General features: G+C 57.7%; 14 protein-coding genes and 1 tRNA gene. 9 read left to right on the top strand and 6 right to left on the bottom strand.

Features of this window, described 5'->3' with window-relative positions; all coding sequences use genetic code 11:
- The 4 genes from OEU85_RS02415 to rtcR form a co-directional block, all read right to left on the bottom strand.
- A protein-coding gene (locus OEU85_RS02415) for an IS5 family transposase (RefSeq protein WP_262689381.1) occupies positions 1-775 on the bottom strand; the annotation gives its coding sequence in 2 pieces (ribosomal slippage) (positions 1-460 and positions 460-775; 776 coding nt annotated over the 2 pieces). This gene is flagged as partial in the annotation.
- Between the two features lie 33 nt (positions 776-808).
- Positions 809-1,600 (bottom strand): nucleotidyltransferase domain-containing protein, encoded by a 792-nt coding sequence (locus tag OEU85_RS02410; RefSeq protein WP_262689840.1) that lies wholly within the window; start codon positions 1,598-1,600, stop codon positions 809-811.
- Between the two features lie 9 nt (positions 1,601-1,609).
- Positions 1,610-2,815, bottom strand: coding sequence for a suppressor of fused domain protein (locus OEU85_RS02405; protein WP_262689839.1), 1,206 nt, complete (start codon positions 2,813-2,815; stop codon positions 1,610-1,612).
- 16 nt (positions 2,816-2,831) lie between these two features.
- Entirely contained in the window at positions 2,832-4,424 is a 1,593-nt protein-coding gene (gene rtcR, locus OEU85_RS02400) for an RNA repair transcriptional activator RtcR (protein ID WP_262689838.1), read from the bottom strand.
- A gap of 203 nt (positions 4,425-4,627) precedes the next feature.
- Between rtcR and OEU85_RS02395 the strand changes: the two genes are divergently transcribed.
- From OEU85_RS02395 to rtcA, 7 genes are all read left to right on the top strand, one after another.
- Positions 4,628-6,181, top strand: coding sequence for a vWA domain-containing protein (locus OEU85_RS02395; RefSeq protein WP_262689837.1), 1,554 nt, complete (start codon positions 4,628-4,630; stop codon positions 6,179-6,181).
- Between the two features lie 879 nt (positions 6,182-7,060).
- Positions 7,061-7,138 (top strand) — tRNA-Pro (locus OEU85_RS02390).
- 20 nt (positions 7,139-7,158) lie between these two features.
- Positions 7,159-8,409 carry an RtcB family protein gene (locus OEU85_RS02385; RefSeq protein ID WP_262689836.1) on the top strand — a complete coding sequence of 417 codons (1,251 nt, stop codon included), beginning with the start codon at positions 7,159-7,161 and terminating at the stop codon, positions 8,407-8,409.
- Between the two features lie 57 nt (positions 8,410-8,466).
- Positions 8,467-9,117 (top strand): hypothetical protein, encoded by a 651-nt coding sequence (locus OEU85_RS02380; protein WP_262689835.1) that lies wholly within the window; start codon positions 8,467-8,469, stop codon positions 9,115-9,117.
- 10 nt (positions 9,118-9,127) lie between these two features.
- Positions 9,128-9,736 carry a hypothetical protein gene (locus tag OEU85_RS02375; RefSeq protein ID WP_262689834.1) on the top strand — a complete coding sequence of 203 codons (609 nt, stop codon included), beginning with the start codon at positions 9,128-9,130 and terminating at the stop codon, positions 9,734-9,736.
- Between the two features lie 11 nt (positions 9,737-9,747).
- Entirely contained in the window at positions 9,748-10,860 is a 1,113-nt protein-coding gene (locus OEU85_RS02370; protein WP_262689833.1) for an acyl carrier protein, read from the top strand.
- An 11-nt stretch (positions 10,861-10,871) separates the two neighbouring features.
- Positions 10,872-11,906 carry an RNA 3'-terminal phosphate cyclase gene (rtcA, locus tag OEU85_RS02365; RefSeq protein ID WP_262689832.1) on the top strand — a complete coding sequence of 345 codons (1,035 nt, stop codon included), beginning with the start codon at positions 10,872-10,874 and terminating at the stop codon, positions 11,904-11,906.
- 171 nt (positions 11,907-12,077) lie between these two features.
- Here the strand turns inward: rtcA and istB are convergent, their stop codons facing one another.
- Both istB and istA read right to left on the bottom strand, forming a co-directional pair.
- The gene (istB, locus tag OEU85_RS02360; protein WP_262689831.1) at positions 12,078-12,851 is read right to left on the bottom strand and encodes an IS21-like element helper ATPase IstB; all 774 of its coding nucleotides are present in this window, start codon (positions 12,849-12,851) and stop codon (positions 12,078-12,080) included.
- Positions 12,848-14,350, bottom strand: a complete 1,503-nt coding sequence (gene istA / locus OEU85_RS02355; protein WP_262689830.1) for an IS21 family transposase — start codon at positions 14,348-14,350, stop codon at positions 12,848-12,850. Before istA ends, istB begins: the two co-directional genes overlap by 4 nt.
- Before the next feature lie 655 nt (positions 14,351-15,005).
- On the opposite strand from istA, the gene OEU85_RS02350 reads away from it, so the two are divergent.
- Both OEU85_RS02350 and OEU85_RS02345 read left to right on the top strand, forming a co-directional pair.
- Positions 15,006-15,731: a TetR/AcrR family transcriptional regulator gene (locus OEU85_RS02350; protein WP_262689829.1), complete on the top strand. Its 726-nt coding sequence runs from the start codon at positions 15,006-15,008 to the stop codon at positions 15,729-15,731.
- A 299-nt stretch (positions 15,732-16,030) separates the two neighbouring features.
- On the top strand, positions 16,031-16,963 hold the full coding sequence (locus tag OEU85_RS02345) for a substrate-binding periplasmic protein (protein ID WP_262689828.1): 933 nt from the start codon (positions 16,031-16,033) through the stop codon (positions 16,961-16,963).
- Positions 16,964-17,014: the final 51 nt, after the last annotated feature.

Raw genomic sequence — 17,014 nt, 5'->3', positions numbered from 1 at the left:
TAGGTCGTAGACTCATAATTTTTCAACCAGATACAGACTGAAGCCAGTTTTACAGCGGCGAGGAAATTCTCCGGGTTTTTGTCATAGCGCGTTGCAATGCCCCGATAGTGCTTGAGCTTATTGAAGAAACGCTCGACGAGATTACGGTGTCGGTACAGCCATTTACTGAAGGTAAAGGACTGCTTGCGGTTGGCTTTTGGCGGAATATTGGCCCAAGCTCTGCGCGCTGTGGTGAAGGCACGAAGCGCGTCGGTATCATAGGCTTTGTCAGCGAGCAAGATCGCTTCCTCCTTGATGTCCTCAATCAGATCAAGGGCCGGTTTGCTGTCGTGGGTCTGTCCAGCAGTCAGCGAAAGCCTGATCGGCAGACCATCCGCATCGACGAGGGCGTGGATTTTGGTGGTCAGTCCACCCCGGGAACGGCCCATGCAGCCATCGTCCTGATCCCCCTTTTTGCCGTGGCCCCTTGTTGATGCACACGGACACAGCTGCTGTCGATCATAATGATGTCACCGTCATGGGCTTTGCTCACCGCCTCGAACAGTCGGTCCCACACCCCGGCCTTGCGCCAGCGGACAAACCGGTTGTAGCAGGTGGTGTAGGGACCATATCTTTCGGGAATGTCTGCCCACGGCGTTCCCGCCCGAAAGCGCCACAAGATGCCGTTGATCACCCGGCGGTCATCCACCCTAGGCACCCCGCGCGGCTTGTTCGGCAGCAAAGGCTCTATGATCGACCATTCATAATCTGTCAGTTCATACCGGCGGCGGCGCATCAAAACCTCCTCAATGATTTGAGAAGCGTTGAATCATATCTTCGCCTGTTTGGGAATCCCTTTTATGAGTTTACGGCCTAGATCATGTTGTTTTGGCACGTGTTTGGCGGCTTCCTCGGCACCTTTCTTGAACTCGTCCAGAATGAGGCGGTCGAGCATCTCAATCCTTGGGCCAGCGCCCAACTCGCGGGTAACGCGTTTTTTCTCAAGGAGGTCATCAAGAAAGCTGTTCACCGCTACGGGTAGATCGGTGCCGTCTCGCAGGTGCTGGAAATTCATCGGCGGGCGACTGTCCTGCATGCGCAGCCAACGCAAGGTAAGTGCAGGGCGCAGGCAGTAGAAATATTTCTCCAGCTTCACCGCGTCCTTGCCGTCGATGTTGCTGCGCCACTGGCTTTGCCCAAGGCGCAGGTAGTGATGCAGGAACGGCTTTTTGTGTAGCGTTTCGTCGGCAAGGGCCGAGAGCGCCGCGCAGGCGTCGGCGTTCCAGCGGTAACGGATCGGGCTGTCCAGCCATTCCATGAGTACCGGGTTCGGCTTGATCAGCAGTTGCAGGGCCTTCTTGAGGTCCCAGCCGTTGATGTCCTCGTCGTCCACTAGCGGCAGCTCAATCACATCGCGCCCGGGGAAGATGCTAAGGTACCAGTCCCGCTCACGCACATACACCATGCGCACGTCAAAGTCGCTGTCGGGTGACGGGAAGCCCCAGGCGCGGCTGCCGCTTTCAATCGCAAACAGGATGTGCACGCGCTCCTCGCGCTCGATCATCTCGAGGCGGTCGTTGATGCGGCCAAGCGGTTCGGCGGGGATGAGGTTTAGGTTCATATCTGCCTTCTATACGATGGATTGCCTGGCTGGATCGGTAACTATCGCCAGCCCTAGGCTGGCCAGCTTTTCGGTCAATGCTTCCGAGCCGTGCGTTTTGGCCCAATCAATCTCACGGGAGGTGGCACCCACCAAATGGACGAATTCAAGTTCCCCGCTTTCCAGTTGGTGTGTCGCCGGGAAGTGTTGGGTCTCATTCACCAGAAGATGCCGGACTTCACTTGTGTCGGAGCCATCGATGGCTTGGTGAAGGGGGACGCGGTCACCAACATCAATCAACGGCTTTTCGCCATAAACCCCTTTTGCTAGCAGAAGGTTAAAGGCAAGCATGGACATCAGGCTTCGGATTGCCCAATCGAAGCGACCTTTGGTTTCAAGAACAAACTCGTATCCCAAGCCAGAATAGGCGCCAACTTCCCCATCCCAGGGGTTGGACATGCCAGATGTGACATAAAGCCAGCTATCTCTCGTGTCTGTCGGTGCGTACACGTGCACGCCGTAGGTGAGCCAACGGGGGTCGATTTCCTCGCATTTGAATTGGGACACAAACATCTCGGATGTCAGGACAAAGATGCCTTCGCTTTTGTCTCCAAACAGAGCGGGATAGAGCGTCTCTTCGCGATACTCCCAAACTCTTTCCAATAGGGACTGCTGGATGACCGCATGCATCTGGTCGCTGGCAAAATCACTTGTAGCGAGCTCGTTGGCCCCGCTTATGTTGTGCGTGCAAAGTTCCATGAGCAATTCCGAAAACCCGCGTCGGTATTTCCATATCCATAGCCTGCCTGAGGTGCTGCGCAGGTATGTGCCCCACATCGAATGATCCACAACCGCGCTGACGCCTGACCAGGGTACGAGGTGCCATGTCGTAAAACGGCGATAGAGGATGCCTTGCGTATTGAACTTCGCGGCCACCCCAAAAACACCGTAGGTACCGAACGCCATGAGCAAGGTCATCGAGGCACCGAGGAACAGCATGGCTCCTCGTTTGTCACTGTCAATATTCAGGGTGCCAGCAATCGCCAGCGCAAAACATGCTGTGCCAATAACGACGAAAACTACGCCCATGGCAATGAGCATGGGGGTGTTGCTCACATGGGTCCAACCCGCGTCATCAACTTTGGGCGACTTCTTGCCGCTGTTCAGCACGGCGCGCAGCAGAAAGAAGGCGATCACGGCCCCTACAAGGCCTGATAGTATTGGTCTGTATTCCATGGCGTCCCCCAAAACGCTAATCTGACTTAACTTTATCCCAGCTCAGGTCGAACTTTGCCAGATATTTGCGCAGGCGGTCGCTGTCGTTGGCCTGTTTCTTCCTGAGCCGGGAGGCCGCGAAAAGCTGGCGGCCGGCCTCGCTCATGGACTTCGCTTTCTGGCACACTTCAATGACTGTGGCGAGCTGGGCGCGGTCAAACAGGTCGATGTCATCCAGCCGGTCGCCGAGGATGGCGGTGAGGCGCGCGTCACCGTTCGTGCCGGCGCTACCCACTCGCCATGTACGTTTGAGGCGGGCGATCTCCGCGGTTACCTCATCCACACCGATGCGCCCGCCGCGTGCGAAGGTGGCCATGCGGGTGACGGCGGCAGAGAGATCGCGGAAATTGGCCGACCACGGCGCCGCAGCCGAGTGCGCGAACTTGAGGAATGCCGTGCGGGCTTCCCGGTTGAAGGTGATGCGGTCACCTGCTTCTCGCGCGAAGCGGGCGAGCTCATACTCAAGGTTGGGCTCGATATCTTCGTGCCTGTCCTTGAGGCCGGGCAGGTGAAAGGTCCAGAGGTTGAGGCGTGCGAACAGGTCCTCCCGGAACGTGCCATCTGCTACGGCCTCTGCAAGGTCGCGGTTCGTGCCTGCAATCAGCTGGAAGTCCGACGCCACTTCGCGGTCAGAGCCTACGGGCAGGAAGCGTTTTTCCTCAATCGCGCGCAGGATCATTGCCTGCTCGTCAAGGCCAAGCTCGCCGATCTCATCAAGAAACAGTACGCCGCCGTCCGCGCTTTTGAGGAGGCCTGCCCGGTCCGCCGCCGCGCCGGTGAACGCGCCCTTCTTGTGCCCGAACAGCGCAGACATGGCGCTGTCACCGCGCAAAGTGGCGCAGTTCACCTCGACAAAGGGACCATCCACCTGATGGCGATTTTTCTTGAGCGCATAGATGCGCGCCGCGAGGTGCGATTTGCCCGCCCCGGTTGGCCCCATCAGGAGGACGGGTGCACGTGTGCGGATGGTGACCTGCTCAATCTCGTCGATCATATGGTTGAAGGCCGCGCTTTTGGTCTCGATCCCGGACTTGAGGAAGCTGGTGCCTTCAATGCGCTCGGCGGCGAAGCGGGAAGCAAGCCGGTCGTAGCGCGAGAGGTCGAGGTCGATAATGCGGTAGGTACCAACTTGATCAGCGCCGCGCCCCGGCGAGGTCTGGATGATGCGGGCGGGGAAATGATGGCTTTCCGTCAGCAGGAACATGCAGATCTGCGCCACGTGAGTACCGGTGGTGATGTTGATGAGATAGTCTTCGCGGTCGGGCTGGAACTCATAGCCCTTTGCGAAATCATGCAGGACGGCGAACACCTCCTCAAAATCCCAGGGGTCGTCCACCGTTGCGTCGTGGAGCATGACCTCTGTCTCGGGCGAGGCGAGCATGATGTCGTCGCGCACACGCTCGGCCAGCGCGGTGTGGCGGCGATCATGGATCAGCTCATAGCGGTCAACCATCAGGTCTTCATGCTGGCAAACCGCAACCGTTGGCCGCCACTTTTGCCAGCGTTTGTATCCCTTGCCGGCATCCAGGGTGGTGCCGAGAAAGCCGATCATGACGGTGGGTTTACTCATCGCATACGATCCAAATTTATAAATCAAGATAAATTTAGATATTAAAATTGAAATACAGTCAAAGGTTTTTGTAAAGATACTTCAGGCGTAAATGAAAAATAATCATTATATTTCAGTATCTTATAAATTTCTTTTAGTTGTTTTGAAAAAACTGGCACGCGATACGCAATAGGAAGGGTGTGAAATGAAGAGAGGAAGAAAAAATGGCAAACAAATCCGTGTTTGCATCCGTGGTAGGGAAATTGCTCCCGCGCCCTGATGTGGTGAACAGCGAAGGCGCTCCCGCCTATGCGCTGACACCGAAGCAGAAGCTGGCCCAGCTTGCAGCAACGGGATGTGTGAACCGTACTTTCTATGCTGAGGCGCGGGAGCAGGTGGCAGATATCCTGCCGCTTGTGGAAGAGCTGGACCCCGTATTTGTGGCGCAGGTTGCCATCCATGCGCGGGAAAAGGGCTTCATGAAAGATATGCCGGCGCTCCTTCTGGCGGCGCTGACGATGAAAGACCCGGCCGTGGCCGAGCGTGTGTTCAACCGAGTGGTGGATAACGGCCGCATGCTGCGGACCTTTGTGCAGATCATGCGCTCGGGCGCCGTGGGGCGGAAGTCCCTCGGCTCCGCGCCGAAGCGTATGGTGCGCCGCTGGTTGAACAATGCGACGGACAGCATGCTGATCCGTGCAAGCGTGGGCAATGACCCGTCGCTTGCCGATGTGATCAGGATGGTGCACCCGAAGCCGAAGGATGCGCGGCGCGAGGCGCTTTACGCATACCTGATCGGAAAACCGTGCGACCGCGCTTTGTTGCCCGCTGATATTCAAGCGTTTGAGGCCTTCAAGGAGGACCAAACCAACACAGTACCGAACGTCCCGTTCCAGATGCTGACGGCGCTTGAGTTGAAGACGGACCATTGGCGAGAGATCGCTGCGAATGCCGGGTGGCATATGACGCGCATGAACCTGAACACCTTTGCCCGCCACGGCGTGCTGAAAGGGTTCACCACCGTGCGGCAGATCGCAAGCCGGTTGCGGGACAGGGATGCGATTGCGCAAGCGAAGGTGTTCCCGTACCAGATACTGACCGCGTATCTGATGGCGTCCGGCGGTGTGCCGCGGGTGATCCTAACGGCGCTTGAGGACGCGATGGAAATTGCGGTTGGCAATGTGCCGGCGTTTGAAGGCCGTGTGGTTGTGTGCCCGGATGTTTCGGCATCCATGCACTGGCCGATAACCGGCTATCGCAAGGGGGCGAGCAGCACGGTATGCTGTGTTGACGTGGCCGCCCTTGTGACGGCTGCGGTCATCCGCCACAACCGGACGGCGGAGGTTCTGCCCTTCAACACCAAAGTGGTGAAGGCGCGGTTCTCGGCACGGGACAGCGTGATGAGCAACGCGGCCAAGCTCGCAAGCCTGCCTCCGGGCGGGACGGACTGCGCGGCTCCGCTTCGGGCGCTTAATAAAAAGCGCGCGCTGGTGGACCTTGTGATCCTTGTCTCGGATAACGAGAGCTGGTTCGGCGCAGAGCAATATGCGCGCACTGGCGTGATGGAAGAATGGGCACGGCTCAAGAGCCGTAACCCGGATGCGAAACTCGTGTGTATCGACCTGGTGCCAAACGGCACCTCTCAGGCGGTAAACCGGGAAGATGTCCTGAATATCGGCGGGTTTTCCGATGCGGTATTCGATGTCATCGCAGACTTTGCCCGTGGCGGTGTGGGGGCCGACCACTGGGTAGCGGAGATCGAGCGGGGGGCCGTTTGATCTCCGATCCCCCACGGGGCCCAACGACGGCCCGGGCGAATGCCGTGGAGACTACATCGTAGACGCAGCCGGTGTTGGCCGGTCGGGAGTTGGGGTAACCCTTCCCGTGTGGGTTCAAGTCCCACCATGCCTTCAGGTATGTGGCGGAATACTGTCTCCCTACTTATCGTCGCCCGGGCCGATGCGGAGAGGAATATGAATTTGAACTGATGCGGCAAATGCTGGTGGAACTACACCGAATCCTTGTCACGATCGGCTACAGCGGGTTCGAATCCCGCCGGCTTCGCCCAGTGTGTGGGCGAGCTGCGGCTGGCGACCATAGCACCGTGTTTCACCAATCCTTGTTGCCGCAAGGTTCAATAGGGCGGATGCCTGCGGGAGTACATCGGGATAATGCAGGTTCAATTCCTGCCGCCCCTTTTGGGGTGACTCTCGCAAAATTTTGCCGCCCGACTTTATTGATGGGCCAGTTTGGAAAGGCGATGAAAACTCGGGCGAATGCCTGCAGGATTACACAGGTTAGAGCGCCTCGCCATGTGCGGGGAGGTCGGGGGTTCAAGTCCCTCCTTTGTAGCTCAGGAAATATCCTGCAACGACTTGTTGCCCATCCTTTTTAAGGCTTGGCCGGTTTGTATGTGAGGTGAGCAATTGTTGGGGCGAATGCCCGCGAGACTACATCTCCAAACCTGGGCGCCGGGTGACCGGTGGGGAAGGTGATGCTTCCCTTTAAGGCCCGTCTCGCGATTTCTTGTCGCCCTGAAGGTCGCGGCGAATGCCGGTGGAACTACATGGGATGCAGTCAGGCGGTCGGTAATCCGGTACGCAACTGCAATGTTTCACCACCCTTGTCGCCGCGGCCGCCGATGAAAGTTGAAATAACAGAGTGTGGGAAAGTTTGGCTAATCCGCCTCATTCGGAATGAGGAGACCGAAGGTTCAAGTCCTTCCGCTCTGACCAGTTACTAAAGGAAGAAGAAAATGGAACACAGGACAGCAGAAGGTTTTGATGTCATCGCCCAGCAGGGTTTTGCCCCGGTCAAAATGTGGACACAGGGTGTGCCCGTTGATGACCGCGCGAAAGAGCAATTGGCGAAAACCGCCCGCATGCCCTTCATTCACAAACATGTGGCAGCCATGCCGGACGTGCATGTGGGTATCGGCGCGACCGTTGGGTCCGTCATCCCCACGCGGAAGGCGATTATCCCGGCCGCTGTGGGCGTGGATATCGGCTGCGGTATGATGGCTGCGCGCACCAGCCTGACAGCCGCAGATCTGCCGGACAACCTGTTCGCGCTCCGGACTGCGATCGAGAAGGCGGTGCCGCATGGCATGTCGCCCTCACGCTCGCGCAAGAAAGGCTCAAACCGTGACAAAGGCTCCTGGGGCGATATCCCTGAGCGCACTGTGGCGGCCTGGCAGGACCTGAGTGCAGGGTTTGACCGCCTGACGGACAAATACCCGCGCTTTCGCAACACCAATAACATCAACCAGCTCGGGACCCTCGGGACGGGCAACCACTTTGTGGAGGTGTGCCTCGATGAGGAAGGCCATGTCTGGTTCATGTTGCACTCCGGCTCACGCGGGGTGGGGAATGCCATTGGCCGTACCTTCATCGAGATGGCGAAGGAAGACATGCGCACATGGATGGTCAACCTGCCGGACCAGGACCTGGCCTATTTCCCTGAAGGCACGGATCATTTCGATGATTATGTCTTTGCGGTTGAATGGGCGCAGCAGTTTGCCTTCCGCAACCGGCAGGTGATGATGGCCAATACGGTGGAAGCGGCCCGTAGCGTGATCGCAAAGCCCTTCACCGCGGATGTGGAGGCGGTGAACTGCCACCACAACTATGTCGCCCGCGAACACCACTTCGGTGAAAATGTGCTCGTGACCCGCAAGGGCGCTGTGCGCGCCCGGCGTGGCGACATGGGCATCATCCCGGGTTCGATGGGGGCACGGTCCTTCATTGTGCGTGGGCTCGGGAACGAGGAGAGCTTCTGCTCCTGCTCCCACGGTGCAGGCCGGGTGATGAGCCGGACGGAGGCAAAAAAACGTGTCAGCCTTGAAGAGCATATCGAGGCAACGTCAGGTGTTGAATGCCGCAAGGACGCCGGGGTGATCGACGAAACCCCCGCCGCCTACAAGCCGATCGACGCCGTGATGGCCGCGCAAAAAGACCTCGTGGAAGTGGTGCATACACTAAAGCAGGTTGTGTGCGTGAAAGGCTGATGACTAAAGTGAACCGCCATGGCGATGCGTCGCCATGGCAACCGATTGGGGGAAGAGATGTCTGATGAAGAATTCATGATTCGTATAGTGGCCCGCGACCCGGGCCCGACATTGGAAGAATGGTGTGAGAGTTGGTCTGAGGCAGAGATCAACGAGATTACTAATGTGGGGTCGGCTGTCGAACGAGTGCTGCGGCTGTTTACAGAGCAGGAGACCAATTGGAATGTGCTCTTTAAGCAATTCAAGGTCGATACATATCGCGGTGCGGGTGCCGTGGCTACGTGGCAAAACTCCCGTATGCCTCAGCGCTTTTGGCACTTTTTGACACACGCAGATGTGAAAGAAAAAGTTCCGGCGCCAGACAGGGTTAGTGAAGAGGAAGTCAGGTCGCCACAGGGGAACCATGAGCGTTTTGGGTTTCAGCAAATAAGCCACCTCCATTTCTTGGCGGATGTTGCGGGTGCCATCAGTTCTGCCGGGGCCTATTCATATGCTCCTGTCGAAACTGAAGCGGCAATTCCTATAGCTCTGGGCTTTTGTAAAGAATTGCTGGGGAAACATGAGTTGGGCGATTGGAACGTCACATTCTATCGCTTGGGCCATAGATGGAGCAGTTGGTTTTATGGTGTTGCGTGGGATCATGCTTGGGTGATCGAGGATAATACAAACGAGACAGTTACCCTGTTTTTTGCGACGGATACTGACTAGTGCAGGCTGCGTGATGCGTTGGCTGGGTAAAGAGGAAAACCGCAGTATGTGGGATGAGGCTTGGCAAAAGGCGCGGTTATCTGATGTCACGCTGGCTACAGATGCTGTGGACCGGTTGGTCTCACGGCTCGCCTACTCTTATGGCAATGGCGAGGTGATCTTCCGTCAATATAGAATTTCGGGTCCGGAAGGCGACACGCGAAGTCAGAATGTGTCGAAGCATTTTAGCGTTCGCGACCATCTGTTGGACTTTCTTCGGCGACCGGAACTTCGAGAGAATTTATCTGAGGTCGCCGCGGAAGTTCGGGGCGTGGAAGGTCTGATGTTGGAGAAAATCACGGCGTTTCACCTGATTGCTGATCTTGCTGCGGCATTGCATGCCGGCGGCGCCTATTTACCGCGATACGATGTGCCTGGGGAAGAGGCATTGCTCCATGCGAAGGAATTCTTTGAGGCCCTGTACGGTGCTGGAGGCTATCAGTATAGCCCGCTGACCATATGGCGCGGGGCGACGAAGTGGAGCAGCTGGTTCTGCAATATCGCGTGGGACGGAGCTTGGTATTTGCACGATAGCAGAAGGAACATAGTCACGGTCTTGTTGGCAACGGACACGGATTAAGGGTGGGGGCGATGCGTAAAGGAAAATTGAAAGATATTGCTGCAAGTTTGGTTGAGCAGTTTGTCAGCCGCAACAATGATGTTGGCGGCTACTGGGCGCTTGGTTGCCTTTACAAGCAGGCCAAGAAGGACGGCAAGCAACTGGTGTCTATCGACCTTTCTAGGGGCGAAGTGGACTTTGCCAGCAATAAGTTCGACAGCATCGCCCAGATGTTTCGCACCCGCCTCAAGCGTCATGCCCGGTTGCGCGGGGTGTCTTATGAGGAGTTCGGTTCGGCGGTCATTACAGTCAGCTTCAATGACGATCAGGGTGCCCAAAAGTTCCGATCAGGGTGTGGAGACCCTTTTGTTTGCGAGGTAAGTCTGACCGATATTGCGGGCAAAAGCGTTTCACAGTCCCGTACCGGATATTGTCGGCCGCATAATCCGAAGCGTGAAATGAGGGCTGTGGCGAACGAGCTGGAGACCATAGGTCTTGGCGGGGATGGTGACGATGTAGAAATTCTTGAGGACATAGAGAAGGCGTTTCGGATCAAGATATCCGATGAAGATGCTGCGGCATGCTGCACCGTGGGTGATCTCTACGAGCTACTATTGACGAAGTATGATCTGGTGGCCACGGAACGCACAGATTATCTGTGTGCCTCTCATCGGGCATTCAACGAAGTGCGCCGGGTGATAGGCATGCTATCGCCTGTTGATGTCAAGCCGGGCATGCGGCTCTCTGACTTTGGATTGCCCAGCCATGGTGCCGTGAGGGCAGCGCTGCAGCGCGAATTGCCAGTGACAATACCTGCTTTTGCGATGACCCGGGCGGCGGTGCTGATTTGGCTCTCCGGCTTCTTTGCATCAATCGTGATGATCGCGGCTCTTGGACTTCCTTGGCTATGGGTCATCTTCTCGGTCATTTGGTTCGTTATGGCGCCAAGATATTTGCCAGTGAGGTATGAGGGGACGGTAGGTGAGCTGGCAAAGCAGATCGCTGGCTTGAATTATGGCTATTACCTTGATTATGGCGCGAGGGCGGATGCAGGAGCAGTATGGGATGGCCTGACAGCGATATGCATGGAGCACTGTGGTCCCACCCTGAAGAGGATTGCACCAACGACACTTTTATTGGCTTGAAGACAAGAAAAATGAAAACGACAGAGATGATACGAATTGACGGAAGCAAGGGTGAAGGGGGCGGACAGGTTCTGCGCACGGCTCTTTCGCTTTCCGTGGTGACGGGGCAGCCCTTCACCATCGAGAATATCCGTGCCGGACGGGAGAAGCCGGGCCTGATGCGCCAGCACCTCACTTGTGTGAAAGCAGCGGCCGAGATTTCGGGAGCTAAGGTGGAAGGCGCGACGCTTAAATCAGCACGCCTTACTTTCACGCCCGGCACGGTGAAGGCAGGCGACTATCACTTCGCCATCGGCACTGCGGGCGCCACCACGCTTGTGGCACAAACCGTGCTGCCTGCGCTGATGATGGCGGGCAGTCCCTCCCGCGTGACGTTTGAGGGCGGCACACATAATATGCAGTGCCCGTCCTTTGAGTTCTTCGACCGGGTTTTCCTGCCCCATGTGCGCCGCATCGGTGCGGGCGTGGAAGTGGATTTCATCCGTCGCGGTTTCTTCCCGGCCGGTGGCGGAAACTGGTCAATGACCATCACTCCCGCAGGCGTACCAAGCCCGCTCGAGGTGCTGGAACGCGGTGAGCTCAAGGAAATTACTGCACAGGCGATTGTCTCCCAGCTCCCGATTTCTATCGCGAACAGGGAACTCAAAGTTATTGCCAGCAACCTGAAGCTCGCGGATGAAGTGCTGAGCGCCCTTGAGGACAAGAATGCCGCGGGCCCCGGCAATATCGCGCAGATTTTTGCGGAGTATGAGCATGTGACCGAGGTGTTCACCGGTGTGGGACAGCTTGGTGTCTCGGCAGAAAATATCGGTAAGAACACGGGCCGTGCCGCACTCCGCTTCATCAAGGGGCTGGCGGCTGTCGGACCACACCTTGCGGATCAGCTTTTGCTGCCGATGGCGCTTGGCCGGGGCGGCCGCTTCACCTGCCTGCGCCCCAGCAGGCATATGATCACAAACGCGGAGACCATCCGCGCCTTCCTGCCGGTCCAAATCGACATCAGTGAGGGTGATCAGGGTGTCTGGTCAGTCGAAGTGCGCTGCTGATGTGACAAAAGGCGTTTTTTGCGCAGCTCGAGTGACGCTAGCACAGAAATGTTCGGTTTTTAGCCATAATTGCTAGGTGTTTTGCTCATCATTGCGTCAGGCTGTCAACGTGCATTTAAAATTGACCCGGAATGTGCATTTAAAACTGACCCGCCTTTGATGCATCGGAAGTTATCTGCAGGGCGGCTTTAAAGCCGCCCTGCAGATAACTGTGAGCCGATAAAAGCTTTCCTGGCTCTGGGCAAAGCGATAGGATGTGTTGCCGGTCTCGATGATCGCTGAGTGGTGGGTAACGCGGTCGAGCAGCGCCGTTGTCATCTTGGCGTCGCCGAAGACCGAGACCCATTCGCCAAACTCCAGGTTCGTGGTGATGGCGACGCTGGTTTTCTCATACAGTTTGCTGACGAGATGGAATAAGAGCGCACCGCCGGATTTGGGGAATGGGATATAGCCCAATTCATCGATGATAACGCAGTCCATGATTGTCAGTTGCCGGATGATTTTCCCTGTGGTGCCATCGGCCTGTTCCTTGATCAGCGCGTTGATCAGATCGACAGCGTTAAAGAAGCGTACTTTCTTGCCCTGATTGATCAGCGTTGTTCCGAGCGCAATGGCGATATGGGTTTTGCCCGTGCCGGTGCCGCCCACGAGGATAAGATTGTGGGCGTCCTCGGTGAACTGGCCGGTGCAGAAGGGCTCGATCTGTTTTTGAGTGATGGCGGCTGCGCTATAATCAAAGGTGGCAAAATCCTTGTGATGCGGGAACTTCGCAATGCGCATTTGATAGTCGATAGAGCGCACCCGGCGTTCCAGCGTCTCAGCCTCGATCAAACGCTTGATCGCCGTGATCAGGTTTGGCGGCGTGCGTGCGGCCAGTAACTCCTGCGCACACATGGCCATGCCATGCAGCCGCAGGGTTGCCAGTTGTTCGATGAGGGCGTTCATACGGCGGCTTCCCGCGCTCTCATGCAGAGCGTCTCATAGCGCTTGCAATCGGCTTGAGGACGCAGGGTCAGTTGCGGATAATCGTAACGCCGGCCAAGCGGTACGATGACCGGCTCGACCAACCGGTTGATCAGATTGACGATGGCGGACAGGCGCAAGGTGTTCTGCTCGACCGCCTGTTCGCACGCCATGGCGACCACCTCCATGCCATGATCCTGGGCCAGCATCAGCAGATCGACAAACTCCCGGTCTCCGCCTTTGCCTTGCATGTAATGATCCCTGATCCGGCGCATGGCATCAGGCAGTTGCCAATCCACAAAGGGTGCGCCGTCCCGCAGGGCACCAGGCTTGCGCGAGAGCAACGGCACGTAATGCCATGGCTCAAAGTAACTGACATTGCGGGTGAAGTGGCGATCATGCTCGGCGATGATCTCCCGACCTGAGATCAGCACAATCCGCGCGGCATAGGCGCGCAGCGAGACAGGTTGTCCGGCAAACCGGGACGGCACGCTGTACCGGTTGCTGTCATATTGAACCAGGCAGGTGGAACGGACCCGCACAGTCTTTTCCACATAGCCATCAAAGGCCCGGCCAAGCGCGCGCAGCGCTGCCCGTTCATCGGCAAAGACCTCGGCGATGGTACGGTCCTGCTGGTCGGGGTGTCGGCGCGAGGCCAGGTCTTCACGGCGCAACTGCAGCCAGTCGTTCAGGGTGCCCAGATCCTCAAAGGCCAGTTCGGGGGTAAACAACCGACCCCGCAGGAACTGGACCTGGTTCTCAACTTGTCCCTTCTCCCAGCCCGAGGCCGGGGTGCAGGCGACCGGCTCCATGGCATAATGGTTCATCAACGCCAGAAATCGCGGATGAAAGACCCGGTCTTTGGAGCGCGACACATAGGTCACCATCGTTTTGGGATTATCAATGATCACCCGCCGCACCACCCCGCCATAAAAAGCCAGCGCACGGACGAAGGCATCCAAGACCATCTCCTGCGCCTCGCCGGGATAGGCCACAACAAACGGTTTGCGGCTGTAACACAGGCGGAAATGGGCAACCCGCACCTTTCGGGCAATGCCACCCAGAACTACATGCTCCTCGCTCCAGTCAAACTGGAGCGCATCACCGGCCAGAAACTGTAACGGTATAAAGCCATCCCCGGAAGCCGTGTCCGCCCGCTTCAAATCCCGGATGAAACGCTGTACCGGAGAGTAGGACCCCGTATAACCTTCCAGAACAAGCTGCTCATACAGCTTCAGCGCTGTGCGGCGTTCCCGCCGCGCGCGCTTCAGATCCTGCTCGTAAAGCGCCTGAAGCCGGACATCATACCCGTCACACAGCTTGTGGCGAACCGGCCCTGCCTGACGCCGATAGCTCGGGGGTGAAGCATCTTGCACATACTTTCTGATCGTGTTCCGCGATAACCCTGTCTCCCGGCTCACCGACCGGATGCTTCGGCCATCGCGCAATATCCAACGACGAACCTTCGATACACTTTCCATCAATAACACCTGTTCGTTCTCCGCCCCCAAATAGGCGGACATTAACAAAAATCAGGCGGGTCAATTTTAAATGCCGATTACCCACCTAAGTGGGTCAATTTTGCATGCCGATTCACAGGCAATCGCAGCTCTAGGCATATTTTTTGTTTGAAATAGAACAAGAATTCTGATTCTAATAGAAGTGTTAGTGATTTGTGTTGATTGGTGAAAATTCTTCGCCTCTTGTGCAGTCTTTGGCGTCGCGCTGCCATTCGCGTTGTGCTTGCTGTGCCATGCGCTACTGGCTTGGCATTTGGCATGGCGCCTGACGCGGGCGGCGTTGATGTGCGGGGTGCTTTCCTGCGCGGCGGGCCTGTCTGATGGGTCTGCCTGTTGGGTCTGTCTGTTGGGTCTGCCTGTTGGGTCTGCCTGTTGGGTCTGCCTGTTGGGTCTGCCTGTTGGGTCTGTCTGTTGGGTCTGTCTGGCGCGGCGCAGCAGGTGAGGAGTTTTTGGATGGATTTCGCCAGGCGTACCTGCTGTTGCGGGCGTCGGGGCTGCGTTTTGCCGGTGGCAGGGCGTGGGGTACAGGTGCGGGGGTGCGCGGCAACGTGGCGCGCTGGCACCACATTTTGGGGCAAATGAGCCGCCGGGCGATGCGGCGGTCGGGAGAGAGAACATGGCAGGTTTGTCGGCAGGTGTTTCCGGGGATATCAAGGCGGGTGCGGCGCAGGGCAGGCGCACGGTGGAACGAGGTAGCGCGCCCGGTGGTGCGTGGCTTTACGGGCGCTGGGTGCCGGTGCCCGCGCAAAAACGCAGCCAGCGGTCCTTTGTACGTTTTCTCGACGCGGCGGAAATGTTGTTGGCAACACGACACTGGCACGAGGTTTCCGTGCAGCAGATCGTGCGGCGGGCCGACGCCTCGGTCGGTTCATTTTATAACCGTTTTGCTGACAAGATGGCCTTGCTGCATTGTCTGGATGACCGGATTGGCGAGGAATGTGAGCGCGCGTTGCGGGCGTTGGTGGATGAGCTGGAGCATGCGCCAAGCCTTATTACTGATGCCCCCGGCATTGTCATAAGCCTTTTCATGCGGCTGTGCACCGACAAGCGCGGCGTGATCCGTGCGCTGGATATCACCCGCAAGACCACGCCCGTCGATGATCATGGTGCCGGTGCCGACAGCTTCGGGCAGCGCTTCGACCATGCCCTTGCCGACCTTGCCGCCTATCTTTGTGCGCGTGACGGGCGTTTCCGTACAGCGGGAGGGCACGCCGTTGCCAGCGCCTTCCGCGAGAGCTTCTGGCTGGCGCGGGAGCGGCTGGTTTACAGCGAGCAGGCAGCGCAGGGCGAGGCGCTGCACCGCATGCTGTTGGGGCATTTTCACGCCAGCCTTGACGCCTGAGGGCTGATTCTCTCTCGCGTAGCGCGACATAATGTTGCTTATGCAATCGTTGTCATGCGAGCGGCCTATCATTCGCAAATGCGCGTGGGGGCTGCAATATCAAATCCGCGCGGGAAATTTCGTTGCTACCAGGCCAAAAAGGCGGAAAAATCTCCCAGTTTCCGCCTTTTTCATTGCATGCCGCCCGCGCCCTGGCCTAATTTCTGCCGCTTAGGCAGGGCTGCGCAGTTTTTTGTCCGGGGGGACAGGGGAGCCGCGCGTGTATGAAGCCCTTGGTAAAGGTATGGGTGTGTATATTGTTGCGTAAATTGTTTGCTGCGGGGTCGGGGGTGACCGCGCTTGTGTTTTTGTTTTTGACATTTGTTGAAGCGAGGGCGGAAAACCCGGCGGCCCAGGCACGCGAGGCCACAGCCGGGACGACAATCTTCGGTACGGTCTGGGGCTATACATTGGCGCAGGACGGTAGCGGTTTTTATAACGACGTGGTCCACGACCTGATGGACGACTTCCCGTTGAAAGCGTCCTACCAGTTGATGCCCTACCGGCGGGCGAAATCACGCTTTCTGGCGCATGACAGCGCCTGCCTTTACCCCAGTGCAGTTGCCATATTGACCGCGGGCCAGCATGTGGAGAGTACGCCAGACCTTATAGAGACACGCCCGCTTTTCACCACGCGCACCCATATTTTTGCGCGCAGGGGCGAAAAGCCGCCGCGCGTGCTGGCGGACCTCAAGGGCAAAACCGTGGCGGTGCCGTCTGGCTCGGTGATGCATGCCGTGCTTGCGGGCACGGGGGCGGAGCTGATTGCAGTACATGATGAGACAGACAAGGCCCGCATGCTGCTGACTGCGCGGGTGGACTATATCACCGCCATGCTGCCGGATGCCGTGCTGGTGTTTGATGCGCTGCAGGAACCCCTGCCGACATTTGATGAAAGACTGCGTTTTCTTGAGACCGGTATCGGCATTGTGTGCCACCGCACACCGGAGACACAAACCTTCATCAAGGCGATGGATCAACGTATCACCGAGATGAATGCAAACCCTGCCTACCAGACGCGGCTTGAGCGCGCGGGCATCTGGCATGATGCTGGCGAGAGCAATGGGGACGAGATCAGTCTCAACGACATTGCCCCGGCGGCGGGACGGGGTGCTGGGCGGGTTGCCAAGGTGGCGCATGTGCATGCCATGCCCACCGGTCTTGGGCATGGCAACGGCCGGGCAACGCCGTAACACGGCAAAAAAACTGTTTCGGGTCTGTCTGCCAGGCACTATTCTCCCACG

This window comes from Kordiimonas aestuarii, assembly GCF_025574465.1.
In the GTDB taxonomy this organism is placed as follows: domain Bacteria; phylum Pseudomonadota; class Alphaproteobacteria; order Sphingomonadales; family Kordiimonadaceae; genus Kordiimonas; species Kordiimonas aestuarii.
Note: the sequence above shows the minus strand (reverse complement) of the source record. Positions and strands in the feature narration are given on the sequence as shown.